This is a genomic window from Mucilaginibacter sp. Mucisp86 (assembly GCF_047324315.1).
GTDB lineage: Bacteria > Bacteroidota > Bacteroidia > Sphingobacteriales > Sphingobacteriaceae > Mucilaginibacter.
Window position 1 is genome coordinate 3651887 of the sequence record NZ_CP168503.1, and the last position, 13446, is coordinate 3665332.

Consider the following 13446-nt stretch of genomic DNA (forward strand, 5'->3'; position numbering starts at 1 on the left):
CTGCCGAAAAACGTGCCCTTTTAGAGTTATAAACACGTGGCCCCGCTGGGGCCGGTAATATTTATAATATAATCAGTATGCCCGGTCTGCCATTAGGCTTCAGAGAGGCCTCCTGTTTATAGATAAAATTTAAAGAAATAGTCGACTCCAGCGAAGTCTCCTAATCGTAAACTTTTAGTGTGTATTTAGACTTTGCGGATTAACTTAAGCTCTTGAGAGGGGTGGAGGGGCGTGTTTAATAGTGCGATAATTAACATAGCCACAGGTTAAAATGAAAGTTTTTTGTAACAATTGATTTTATCCGGAAACTAATATAAGTGCAAAATAGTTTGTGATGCTGTTCAAACAATATTTGAGAAAAGTATTTAGATTCGTAACGCCAGACGCAGTATTTATCTTGTCAGGACAGGGATCCAAAGGTATAATAAATCAATAATTTACTGCCTGTGAAACACAAAGAACAATACCCCAAAAACTGGAAATATACACTGTTAAGGGCAATACTGTTCTGCGTTTTCTGTGCGGCTATTCTTATCATCTGCTCTATCCTTTTTAAGGGGATTTCGGAGCCTTGGGGCAATATTTTGCTAACAGGCACGGCGTCCGTTTGGGTCTTTTTAATAACAATCCCTTTTTCAAAATGGGAAAAATTATCACTTAGCAATATAGGTGTAATCCCTTCTAAGAGATCATTTTTTAAAGTTGTGCTGGGATTGATAATTGGATTGTTGATTTCCGGACTTCATATGGCTACTGTTGTTTTTTTTAGCCACATCTCGTTAAGACCACTTAAAGGCGCCTCGTTTGCTATAGCAATAGCCATGTTCCTTTTGTATTTATTGATAGCCCTTCGTGAAGAACTTGCGTTCAGAGGCTACCCCCTGCGCAGTCTTGCCTACTCTATTGGCAATTGGAAGGCCCAGGCGATTATTGCTGTATTTTTTACTTTAGAGCATTTGGCCGGGGGATATACTTGGGTACAGGCAATTTTTGGTGCTGCCATAGGCGCTATATTGTTTGGTATTGCTGCCCTTCGATCCAAGGGTATCGCACTGCCTCTTGGGATACATACGGCCTGGAATTTTAGTCAATGGTATATGGGGTTTAAACTTGAAAAGGGGATGTACAACGCCATAGTTCCGGAAGCATTTCAATCTTCAAATCAAATGGTAGTTCAGGTTTCGTATGTAGCAATTATGTTAGTAGCCATAGCAGCCTTTTATTTTTATAAATCACCTCAAAATTAAATTTAACCCCTTTTGCATTGAATCCCTCGTAAAAAAGACAGGCAGGGATTCACTTGCCTTTATTTGAAAACATATTCACTTTTATAATTATCTATAGCGATAAAGTAGTTCAGATAATCAATCATTCAGCGGGAGGTCAGCGTGATAGTGCCGCCCCCGCTAAATGCAATGTAAACAATCTCTGGAGTTTTTGCTTGTGGTTGGTGTTATTCACTGCATCAGTTGGCCGGAACTTTTATAAAAAAGCGAATTTACCTCTCTCAGGTTGATTGCTTTAATTACGAAGCCAAATCAAAATAATGGTGGCACCGTGCTGTCAGTACAATGATCACCAACAGTGTGTATTTCGAAAAAACTCAAAAAAAATCACCAAAAAGCAAGTAAAAAAATCCAGATAAAATGCCTGGATTTGAAACGTTGAATTTATGCTCAAAAAAACTTTTATTGCTTGATAATCAGTTGTTTAATAATGTTTCAGGTGCAATTTTAAATTGCTGATTACCAGTATGTTTCATAATTTATCCGTTTCGGTGTTTCACACTCAAAAAATGGAACACTTTTCATTTACAGAAAAAGAAACACCGGTGCTTTTTTTATTTTTTTTCGGGAATCAAAAAAATGGGACACACGCTTTGTTACATTGGATATTGTTGTTTTGAGCCTTTAGTGCTTAATTAGTGCTTAAACCGTTGGCTTAGCTGTAAAAATGCTTGTGTAATATTTACGGTAAGCAAACAACAAAAACACCTGTAAAACCATCACCGCCAATCCCAAAGGTATACCCGCTGGTGCCAAAATGGCATGGAACAGGAATATATTAAGCGAAATAGGCAGTAGTATCAATACAAACAATGCAGTATAGCGATTTATAAGCAGGAAGAGACCACTTGTTATTTCTATCACTTTCATATACTGGAAAAAATAGCCTGAACCAAATAACCCGCCGCTAAATGCCTGGGCCTTATCGGTCATGGGCGGTTGAGCCATGTGCAGAAACTGGAAAAAGAAGTTTAAACCAAATACCACGAAGATGAGGCCCAGCAAAACGCGGGCAATTAATGCTGCAATTCTCATAATTAATAGGTTTAATATAAGGTTAAACACTAAGTTTAGTAATTTAATTGACATATTCAAATCGGCCTCATACCTAACCGTTTAAACAGGCATTACTTTTGATAAAACAGGACATATGAACATTCAAAAAATAACTTTCGGCAACGGTTGCTTTTGGTGCACCGAAGCCGTTTTCCAATCGCTTAAAGGTGTAACATCGGTAACTTCCGGTTATATGGGCGGTAAAGTTTTAAACCCAACTTACGAGCAGGTTTGTACAGGCGCTACCGGTCATGCAGAAGTGATCCACCTGGAGTATGATGCCGATGTGATCTCATTTGATGAATTGTTATTGGTTTTCTTTAAAACCCATAACCCAACTACGCTTAACCGCCAGGGTAATGACATAGGTACACAATATCGGTCGGCTATTTTTTATTATAATGATGAGCAAAAGCAGGCTTCAGAAGCTATGATCAAAACGCTTACCGCTGAGCATGTTTATGACGATCCGATTGTTACCGAAATAACCCCTGCAAGTGAGTTTTACAGTGCCGAAGATTATCATCAGAACTATTTCAACGATAATCCTAACAAGTCGTATTGCGCGTTTGTTATCCAGCCAAAACTCAATAAATTTGCCAAAGAGTTTAAGGATAAAATAAAACCGGAGTTGTTGTAAAGTATATAATGGTCATCCCGAATTTATTTCGGGATCCCATTTGCTAAGTCAACGCTATGGCTGATGGGCGTGTAGGGTGCTGAAACAAGTTCAGCATGACATATAGTTTAAGTTTATCCGGAAACATCTCCCATCAACCAACATGAAAAAAAGCTATAACTATCTACTATCGGGCCTGTTATTATTGAGCGCTTGTGCACCCGTTAAAAAAACAGCAAGTTCAAATACCAGCATCACCAACGATGGAAAGATCTGGGCCTCATTATGGCAGCAGCGGGCGGCAGAATACAAAGCATTATGTTTTCAGGCCTATAACATAGCTAAGCTGAGGGTTGATGAAGGAATTAAGAATCCGGGTGATAAGCCCTTAGCTATTGTGACCGATATTGATGAAACCTTACTGGATAACAGTCCATATGATGTTCATCGCGCTTTACAAAATTTAGATTACAGCGATGCCACCTGGAAACAGTGGACAGACAAAGCCGTAGCCGATACGGTACCGGGAGCCCCTGCCTTTTTTAAATATGCAGCATCAAAAGGGATCACTATATTTTATATTACTAATCGTAATGAAAATGAGCGGGCCTCTACACTTAAAAACCTGCAGCTGTATGGTTTGCCCAATGCTGATGATGAGCACCTGCAGTTGAAAACCACCTCGTCAAGCAAAGAGGCACGGAGGCTTAACGTTTTAAAAACACATAATATTCTGCTGCTTTGCGGCGATAACCTGCCCGATTTTGACCTGCTATATGATAATCACCCGGCCGAAGACAGCAGGATCGCGACTACCCAAAAGCTCCAAAAAGAATTTGGCAGCAGGTACATTGTTATTCCTAATCCCTCATACGGAGATTTTGAAGGTGCCCTATTTCAATATAATTACAAGCTTGCCCCGGCTCAAAAAGATTCGGTGATCAGAGCAAAGATTAAAGCAGATCAATAAGATTTTCTGTTACTGAGCGGTTGATAAGGAGTTGGCAGGGGAAGGATATGCAACTTAATTGCCTGTATTTGCGTATATTTACATGATAATACCTCCGCTGTTTTAATTGTTTTTTTGGCTAAAAGGTTTTTTACTTAGTTTAATAAAATAATTAAATGTTTGGTCGGTGTCATAATGTTGTGGCAAAATGTGCATAAAACGCAAATAAATTGCAAATTTGCATACTGCATTATTCAGTTAACCCCCTGTTTAACTATGAGTGATAGAACTATTCTGGTTTGGTTTAGAAATGACTTGCGTATTCATGATAACGAAATATTGTTAGAAGCCGTGCGCAAGGCTGATAAAGTACTGCCGGTTTATTGTTTCGATCCTTACTACTTCCAGCACACCGAAACAGGAGCTTCAAAAACGGGGAATTTCAGAGCGCGGTTTCTGTTAGAGGCCGTTGCTGATCTCCGCAAAAATTTACAGGGCTTTAACGCCGAACTCATCATCAGAATAGGTAATCCGGCAGAAGTTATTCCTCAGCTTGCCGAAGAATACCATGTAAATGAAGTTTATCATCATCGTGAGGTAGCCTATGAAGAAACCAGGATTTCTGAGGAGGTTGAAGCCGCACTTTGGAAGATGAGGCTTAATCTTAAGCATTTTATCGGGCATACCATGTACCACAAGGAGGACCTTCCTTTTCCGATTAAAGATATTCCTGATAGTTTCGCAGTTTTTAAAAAGAAAGTTGAACGCGACAGTAATGTCAGGCAATGCGTACCAACACCCGATCACATCACCGTTCCGGAAATTGCTGATGCCGGCGAATTGCCAACTTTACAGCAATTAGGTTTAAATGAACCTGTTGATGATATGCGCGCTACCGAATATTTTCAGGGTGGCGAAACCGCGGCTTTGGTGCAACTGCATAAATGTTTTGCCAATATTGACCAGGTGACTAAGCAAAAAAATGCCCGCAACGGCGTTGATTGCTCTTCAAAACTTTCTCCCTGGATCTCGATTGGATGTATTTCGCCCAGGCAGGTTTATTGGGAGATTCAGAAATATGGCAATAACGGCAACCTGTTAAAGCTTGAATTGCTTTGGCGCGACTATTTCAGGTTTATGTTTAAGAAGCACGGGCAAAAATTTATCAAAGCTAAAGACGCAGTCCAGGACCTTGCTCCGGATGCCGACCTGCTGCTACAAAAATGGAAAAATGGCGAAACCGGGGTGCCCCTGATAGATGCTGCTATGCATGAGCTTAACGCTACGGGCTTTATCAGCAATCAAAACCGGCAAATCGTGGCGGGCTATTTGGTAAATACCCTTAAAGCCGACTGGACACAGGGGGCTGCTTACTTTGAAGAAAAACTGATTGATTATTCACCGGCCAGTAACTGGGGCAACTGGGCTTTTATTGCCGGTGTTAACGATGCCAAAGAAAGCAAATATACTATAGCCACCAGGCTCCCCAAAGAGCTTGAAGCCAAAACCGATTTTGTGAATACCTGGCAGCCATCATCCATTGATGAGGCGGGGGATTTGGTTAGGGCTTAAATATTATCAGCACTAAAATATTTTGTATCTGCTGTAAAACAACAACCGATAATTTGAGTTTTCACCTCAATGGGTAAAATAAGCCTAATAATGGTTAAATTTCTTTACAATTAATTATGAAGTATATAGCGGTATATCATTACTTTTGTACCGTTTTAAAGATCAGTTTCACATGGATCGTCTCAATTATATAAATAGCGGAAACGCTGCCTACATATCTTCCCTATACGAACAGTACAAACAGGAACCGGAATCGGTTGATTACGGATGGCAAAAATTCTTTGAAGGATTTGATTTTGGCAAGGATGCTGACGCCGCCGGAGCAATTGCGCCTGCTGCAGTTGGTGAAGCTACTCCTGAACATTTCTTAAAGGAGATCAATGTATTAAACATGATAGATGGTTACCGCTCGCGCGGGCACTTGTTTGCAAAAACAAACCCTGTTCGCGAACGCCGCCATTATTACCCAGGCAAGGAGCTCGAAACTTTTGGGTTGAGCGAGGCCGACCTTGATACCGTTTTTAACGCTGGTGTTGAAGTAGGCCTTGGCGCTGCCAAATTGCGCGATATCCGTCAGTTGCTTGAAGATACTTATTGCCGTTCGATAGGTACCGAATATAAATACATTCGTAACCCCATTAAAATAAAATGGTTTGAAGAGCGGATGGAAAGCCATCGCAATACACCTTCTTTTACACTTGATGAAAAGAAGGAAATGCTTAACAAGCTAAATGAAGCTGTAACTTTCGAAAACTTTTTAGGTACCAAATTCCTTGGTCAAAAACGTTTTTCATTGGAAGGAGCCGAAGCCCTGATCCCATCGATGGATTCGGTAATAAAAAAAGGTGCCGATTTGGGTATCGAGGAGTTTATCATCGGTATGGCGCACCGTGGTCGTTTGAACGTATTGACCAACATCATGGAGAAAACCTATAAAGAGGTATTCTCTGAGTTTGAAGGTAAAAATTATGATTCTGAATCACCTTTTGGTGGCGACGTGAAATATCATTTAGGTTTTTCAACCGATGTGCAGACTAAAAGCGGTAAAAAAGTTCACCTGAGCCTTTGCCCTAACCCATCGCACCTGGAGGCTGTTGACCCGGTTGTAGAAGGTATCACCCGTTCAAAAATCGACTTTAAATATGGTGGTGATCATTCAAAAATCGCTCCTATCCTGATCCACGGCGATGCTTCAATAGCAGGCCAGGGTATAGTATATGAAGTTTTACAAATGGAAAAACTGGATGGCTACCGCACTGGTGGCACCATTCACCTGGTTATCAACAACCAGATAGGTTTTACCACCAATTATAAAGACGCACGTTCAAGCACCTATTGTACCGACGTTGCCAAAACTGTGCTTTCGCCGGTTTTTCACGTAAATGGCGACGATGTTGAAGCTTTGGCTTATGTTGTAAACCTGGCTATGGAATACAGGCAGGTATTTAATGAGGATGTATTTATCGATATCCTTTGCTACCGCCGCTATGGACATAACGAAGCAGATGAGCCTAAATTTACCCAGCCGTTGTTGTACAAAGCCATCGATGCACATCCCAACCCGCTTAAAATTTACAACCAAAAACTGATAGATGAAGGCAGCATTGATGCTGAATTCCTGAAATCTATTGAAAAGGCCTTCAAAGATGAGTTACAGCAAAAGCTTGACGAAGTAAAATCTGAAGAAAGGTTTACCGATACCATTGCCATGTTTGAAGGTGCCTGGAGCGGATTGCACCTGGCCAGCCATAAAGAACTGGTAAAAGCTATTGATACTTCTGTAGCCGAAGAAACCATATTAGAGATTGGCAATAAGATCACTGTGTTGCCGCCAAACAAAGAGTTCTTCAAAAAAATTGAAAAACTGTTTGAAGACCGCAGCGCTATGGTGAACAAAACCAAAGTGTTTGACTGGGCTATGGGCGAATTGCTTGCTTACGGTACTTTATTAAAAGAAGGCTACCCGATAAGGTTAAGCGGTGAGGACGTAAAACGCGGTACTTTCTCGCATCGTCACGCGGTATTAACGCTGGTTGATTCGGAAGATGAATTTACGCCGCTTGCTGCTATTAATGCCGATGTTAAACTGAGCATCTATAACTCTTTATTATCTGAATATGGTGTTTTAGGTTTTGAATATGGCTATGCCCTTGCAAACCCTAACGCTTTAACCATTTGGGAAGCCCAGTTTGGTGACTTCTTTAATGGTGCCCAGATCATTGTTGACCAGTACATTGCCAGTGCCGAAACTAAATGGCAACGTGGTAATGGTTTGGTAATGTTATTGCCTCACGGTTATGAAGGCCAGGGCCCTGAGCACTCGTCTGCACGTGTTGAGCGTTTTATGGAGCTTTGCGCCGATGATAATATCCAGGTAGCTAATTGTACAACTCCTGCTAACTTCTTCCATATTTTAAGGCGTCAGATGCACCGCGATTTCCGCAAGCCATTGATCATCTTTACACCAAAGAGCTTGCTGCGCAGTCCTAAATGTGTATCGCCAATTGAAGATTTTACAAACGGTAAATTCCATGAGCTGATAGACGATACCTACGTTGATCCTAAAAAGGTAAAACGCGTGTTACTATGTACCGGTAAGGTATATTATGACCTGCTTGACAAACAACAAGCTGATAACCGTAAGGATGTTGCTATTGTGCGTGTAGAGCAGCTTTACCCTACTCCGGTTACTCAAATCCTGAAAATTAAAGCTAAATACGAAAAAGCTGAATTTATCTGGGTACAGGAAGAGCCTGAAAACATGGGTGCATGGCCATACATTTGCCGCAAGTTCCATAACGATAAATTGATTAACCTGAGCGTTATATCAAGGATTGAAGGTAGTAGTACTGCAACCGGTTTTGCTAAACAGCATGCCGCTCAACAGTTATACATAGTTTCAAAAGCTTTTGAAGCTCCTGCGGGTAAAACGGTTAAAGAATCGGTTAAAAAAACAACAAAGAAGATGGCTGATGCCGGAGCTGATTGATTTATCAATTAAAGATCCTGGCATAATCCATTAAAAAATATAAAATCTACAATACTACAATATGAGCTTAGCGATTAAGGTGCCTACCGTAGGCGAATCAATTACTGAAGTAACCCTTTCGAGCTGGAAAAAGAAAGACGGAGACCACGTTGAAATGGACGAGGTTATTGCCGAACTTGAGTCAGACAAGGCTACTTTTGAGCTTACTGCCGAAAAAGCCGGTACTTTAAAAATCGTTGCCAATGAAGGCGATGTACTATCAATTGGCGCTATTGTTGCCAATATTGAAGACGGAGGCGCTGAGGCTGCTGTACCAGCAGCACAACCACAGCCAGAAGTTGTAGCAAACACTCCTGCTCCGGCCCCTGTTGCTGCCGCATCAGCATCTGTTGAAATTAAAGTACCACCTGTTGGTGAATCCATCACTGAGGTTACTTTATCACGCTGGATAAAAAAAGACGGCGAAGCTGTTACTATGGATGAAGCCATTGCCGAACTGGAATCAGATAAAGCTACTTTTGAACTTACTGCCGAAAAAGCAGGTACATTAAAAACAATCGCTAAAGAAGGCGATGTATTAGCTATTGGTACCGTAGTTTGTACTATTGAAGGTGCTGGCGCTTCACAGCCTGCTGTTACCCCGGTAACCCCGGCTGTAGTTAGTGCTGCCGATGAATCACCGCGTGGTGGTGCAGTTGCCGAAAGTGCTAAAACTTATGCATCTGGTACACCGTCACCGGCTGCTGCCAAAATATTAGCTGAAAAAGGTGTTGATCCAAAATCAGTATCAGGTTCAGGCGTTGATGGCCGTATCACTAAAGGCGATGCACTTGGCGCTCAGGCTCCTGCAGCTAAACCTGCTGCGCCAGCTCCGGCTGCTCAAAATGCTGCTCCGGTAGCGGTTGCCGCAAGTGGTGTCAGGGACGAGAAACGCGAAAAAATGACTTCGCTGCGTAAAACTGTTGCTAAACGTTTAGTATCGGTTAAAAATGAAACGGCTATGCTTACCACCTTTAACGAGGTTGATATGCAGCCGATCATGGAATTGCGCGCTAAATACAAAGATAAATTCAAAGAAAAACACAACGTTGGCTTAGGCTTTATGTCGTTCTTTACCAAAGCTGTTACTGAGGCTTTGAAAGACTGGCCAGCTGTTGGGGCTCGTATTGAAGGTGAAGAGATAGTATACAGCAATTTCGCTGATATCTCCATCGCTGTATCTGCTCCTAAAGGTTTGGTTGTTCCGGTTATCCGCAATGCTGATAGCATGAGCCTTGCCGAAATTGAGAAAGCTATTGTAGTGCTTGCAGGCAAAGCTCGCGAAAATAAACTGACCATCCCTGAAATGACCGGCGGTACATTTACCATTACCAATGGTGGTGTGTTCGGTTCAATGTTATCAACACCGATCATTAATGCGCCTCAATCGGCCATTTTAGGTATGCATAATATCATTGAGCGTCCTGTTGCAGTAAACGGCCAGGTTGTTATCCGCCCGATGATGTACCTTGCCCTGTCATATGACCACCGTATCATTGACGGCCGCGAATCGGTAAGCTTCCTGGTAAGGGTTAAACAATTGCTTGAAGATCCTGCAAGGTTGTTGTTAGGTGTATAACCCTGCAAAAACTTTATAAAAGAGATCCCGGTTGGTTTTCCCTCCGGGATTTTTTTGTGACTGATATTTTATCAGAATCAAACCATGAATGGGGTGATAATAAGCAGTTGAAGGACTTGTATATAAACCTAACCTCTAATCTCTAAAACGAACTCTTCACCACCCTTTTAAGCACCAACAGGTTTTGCCCGTTGAGGCTGTAACCGCTGATGTTGTTTTGATATAGATTTACCAGTTTATCGTAATATAACACCACAACCGGCGATTGTTCCATCATCAGGTTATCCATTTGGCGGTAGATGGCAAATCGTTTTTCATCATCTTTTACCTGGTAGGTTTGTTCAAAAAGTTCATCAAACTTTTTATTGTTGAAGCCGGTGTAATTGGGGCCGAAAGGGATCTTGTTTTTGGAGTAAAAAACTGAAAGATAATTTTCAGCATCGGGATAATCGGCTATCCAGGAGCCATAAAAAAAATTGATGCCATTTTTGGAGATCAGCTCGCGTAAGCTTGCTCCCTGGGTTATCTCCACATTTGTTTTTATGCCGATGCGTTCCAGCTGGCCTTGTACATACTCAATTAAGCTGCGGTAACCAATAGTTGTAGCCAGCGTAATTTCGGGCATGTTTTTACCGTTTGGATAACCTGCGTCACGAAGCAGGCAGCGTGCTTTTTCAGGATCGTAAGTATAGCCTTTTACGCCTGTGCCGTTAAAGCCGGGCATGCCTTCGGGCACAAAGCCTTCGTATCCCGGTGTGCCCATGCTGTTGCGCAGGTATTTGATCATCTTTTCGCGGTCGATAGCGTAATTGATGGCTTGCCTGATTTTTAATAGTTTTAAAGGGGATTTTTTTACGATGGGCAAGGTGGTATCCACCAGCATGCCCAGGTAAATGGTGTTTAGGTATGGCGCGGTATTCAGTACGAACTTTCCTTTATATTTTTGAGTTATTTTGCCGGCCTTGGTAAGGATATCATCTCGATAGCTGCCATCTATATCGTTCAAAAAATCGATATTCTTTTTTACAAACTCCAGGAACGAGGTTTGCTTATCTGCAATAAAGGTAGAGCGAATAGCATCAAGATAGGGGAGGCGGTTACCTTTCTGATCTTTTTCCCAATAATGGTCGTTTTTTAAAAATACCAGTACTTCGCCCTCTTTCCAGTATTTAAACCTGAAGGGGCCGGTACCTACCGGATGACTCCTGAAATCCTTGCCGTAAAATTCAACTACTTCTTTGGGTACTACAGAGCAATATTGTGCTGTAAGCAGACTTAAAAATGGCGCGAAAGGTTGTTTTAGCCTGATTTGAAAAGTACTGTCATTAATGGCCGTGAACGCGCTTTTGTCTTTCACTTTATCGCTGAAGATCCATGAGCCGGATGATGCTACTTTAGGATCGATCAACCTGCCAAAACTATAAACAAAGTCTGAAGCAACTGCCCGGCGACCTGTACCGTTTGCAAAATGAGGGTCGTCATGAAAATAAACATCATTGCGCAGGTGAAAGGTATAAAGCAAACCATCTGCCGATGTTTCCCAGCTTTTGGCGATACAGGGGATGGTTTTTAAACTATCGTTGATCTGCACCAGCCCATTGTAAAGCTGGTTATCCATCCATATGGTATAATGGTTACGGCAAAAAGCAGGATCAAGCGAAGTAAGGCCTTCTTCCAGGTTGATGTTAAAAACTGTTTTATGCTGATTGGAAAAGGTATCGGTATGGCAGGAACAAAGCTGAATGGAGTATAGTACAAAAAGGTAAGTGATCAGCTTATTCATTCATGCTAATATATCAATTATTGAAGTAGCAGGATAATTGAATAGCTGATTATTGCGCAGGGATGATTGATTACCGGCTATAACTAAAATTAAAACAGGAAAGTAAAACCATTTCCTTTTGATGGCTTTTTCATTTCTTCAAATTTCCCAATTTCCTGGTTGAGTAAAAAAGCGTATTCGCCGGCCATGAACTCGCGGAATATATCAATGTTTTCTTGTTGGCGGGTGTCAATTAAAGCTTGAATATAAGCTGCTTTATTTTCACTTCGTACAATTGCTAAGGGAAGATTGAAATAAGCCTGGATATAATTCATTAATAACCGTGACGTCCGGCCATTGCCATCATAGTACGGATGTATGCTGACAAGATTAAAGTGAGCATCAAAGGAGAGATTCAATTGCTCAGAAACAGATAGAGGAGAGTTAATAGACTCGTTCAGTTTTTTTACGAGTTCAGTCGTTAGGCGTTCTACCTTATCAAAGTTTGGAAAATAAGAGATCCTGGCAGTGACATTGCCTTTTCTAAATGCGCCGGTACTGGAATCTATGGTGCCAAGCATGGTATTGTATACCTTACCTGTGTTTTTCATTACTAACGCGTTGATGTTTTGTAGCAGAGCTACAGATAAAGGCTTTTTTTCTTTCGCGTTTGCGATTGCGAAAAGAAGAGCTGCATGATGATCTGTTACCATCAGGCTTTCCTCTAATGGTTTTCCGTTAGGGGTACGGCCTTCGTTGATCAATACCTGGGCTTCTACCTCTGTCAATGTCGATCCTTCTATCCGCGTAGAGTGATGGTCGATAGAGATCAGGTTAAACCGGTCGTGATCTATCACATCGGCTATGCCAAGATCATTATATTTTTCTATCAGGTTAAGTATTTCCATTGTTCCTACAACGCGAAAATACTTATAAGTTTTTATATAGTGATTCAGTTGCCCGAAGCTGATAAACCTGGGCAACTGAATTTAACTTTACTACGCATCAACACCAGTCAATCCCTTATAAAAATGCTTTGCATATCCTGCTATTAAAACATCCTGGTCGTTACCATTAATGATGCGGCGGGCATTGATCCAGTCGGCATGTGTGTCGTCAAAATATTTGCCTAAGCCAACACCAGTAAACATGCCTTTGGTCATGCCGTCAATCATGATCTTTGCTGCTATATCGGGTTGCAAAGCCAGCTCCGGATGATTGAGCAGATCGACATTTAAATGTTTGCCAAAAGCTTCATAGTTCTCGTACCAGGTTAGTTGTACAAAACCGCGACCATAATATAACTGATCGGGCGTAGTGTAAGGTACCCGGTGACCGGGGCCTGCACCCATTTTAAACTTTTCGCCATAAGGATGGCCTTTGCCTTTGCCGTTTTCATTTACCGGCTGCATGGTTCCGGCACATTCATGGTAAACTGTGCCCAGCATGTAGGCTACTTTGCGCTGATCAGTAATGCCGGCATCAGCTGCGGCTTTTAAAATAGTTTCGATGCCATCAATCTGGCTTTGTGAAATGTGACCTTTAAATATGGTGTCACGAATGGTGTCATAAAATTCTTTTGTACCTGGCATAAT

10 protein-coding genes are annotated in these 13446 nt (G+C 41.6%); 6 read left to right on the forward strand and 4 right to left on the reverse strand.

The window, feature by feature from the left end; all coding sequences use genetic code 11:
* Window positions 1-446: 446 nt before the first annotated feature.
* Entirely contained in the window at window positions 447-1247 is an 801-nt protein-coding gene (locus ACEN9X_RS15470; protein ID WP_413665999.1) for a CPBP family intramembrane glutamic endopeptidase, read from the forward strand.
* Window positions 1248-1928: 681 nt separating this feature from the next.
* Here the strand turns inward: ACEN9X_RS15470 and ACEN9X_RS15475 are convergent.
* The gene (locus tag ACEN9X_RS15475; protein ID WP_413666000.1) at window positions 1929-2321 is read right to left on the reverse strand and encodes a DoxX family membrane protein; all 393 of its coding nucleotides are present in this window, start codon (window positions 2319-2321) and stop codon (window positions 1929-1931) included.
* Window positions 2322-2436: 115 nt separating this feature from the next.
* On the opposite strand from ACEN9X_RS15475, the gene msrA reads away from it, so the two are divergent.
* From msrA to odhB, 5 genes are all read left to right on the forward strand, one after another.
* Window positions 2437-2982: a peptide-methionine (S)-S-oxide reductase MsrA gene (msrA, locus tag ACEN9X_RS15480; RefSeq protein ID WP_413666001.1), complete on the forward strand. Its 546-nt coding sequence runs from the start codon at window positions 2437-2439 to the stop codon at window positions 2980-2982.
* Window positions 2983-3124: 142 nt separating this feature from the next.
* Window positions 3125-3931, forward strand: coding sequence for a 5'-nucleotidase, lipoprotein e(P4) family (locus tag ACEN9X_RS15485; protein WP_413666002.1), 807 nt, complete (start codon window positions 3125-3127; stop codon window positions 3929-3931).
* A 255-nt stretch (window positions 3932-4186) separates the two neighbouring features.
* On the forward strand, window positions 4187-5482 hold the full coding sequence (locus tag ACEN9X_RS15490) for a DASH family cryptochrome (protein ID WP_413666003.1): 1296 nt from the start codon (window positions 4187-4189) through the stop codon (window positions 5480-5482).
* Between the two features lie 172 nt (window positions 5483-5654).
* On the forward strand, window positions 5655-8471 hold the full coding sequence (locus ACEN9X_RS15495) for a 2-oxoglutarate dehydrogenase E1 component (protein ID WP_413666004.1): 2817 nt from the start codon (window positions 5655-5657) through the stop codon (window positions 8469-8471).
* Between the two features lie 61 nt (window positions 8472-8532).
* The gene (gene odhB / locus ACEN9X_RS15500; protein WP_413666005.1) at window positions 8533-10089 is read left to right on the forward strand and encodes a 2-oxoglutarate dehydrogenase complex dihydrolipoyllysine-residue succinyltransferase; all 1557 of its coding nucleotides are present in this window, start codon (window positions 8533-8535) and stop codon (window positions 10087-10089) included.
* Window positions 10090-10231: 142 nt separating this feature from the next.
* Here odhB and ACEN9X_RS15505 read toward each other — a convergent pair whose 3' ends face one another.
* The 3 genes from ACEN9X_RS15505 to ACEN9X_RS15515 all read right to left on the reverse strand — a co-directional run bounded on the left by ACEN9X_RS15505 (window position 10232) and on the right by ACEN9X_RS15515 (window position 13443).
* The gene (locus tag ACEN9X_RS15505) at window positions 10232-11872 is read right to left on the reverse strand and encodes an ABC transporter substrate-binding protein (RefSeq protein ID WP_413666006.1); all 1641 of its coding nucleotides are present in this window, start codon (window positions 11870-11872) and stop codon (window positions 10232-10234) included.
* A gap of 89 nt (window positions 11873-11961) precedes the next feature.
* A complete protein-coding gene (locus ACEN9X_RS15510) occupies window positions 11962-12759 on the reverse strand; it encodes a Fic family protein (protein ID WP_413666007.1) in 798 nt (265 codons plus the stop codon).
* A 90-nt stretch (window positions 12760-12849) separates the two neighbouring features.
* Entirely contained in the window at window positions 12850-13443 is a 594-nt protein-coding gene (locus ACEN9X_RS15515; RefSeq protein WP_413666008.1) for a glycoside hydrolase family 19 protein, read from the reverse strand.
* Window positions 13444-13446 lie beyond the last annotated feature (3 nt).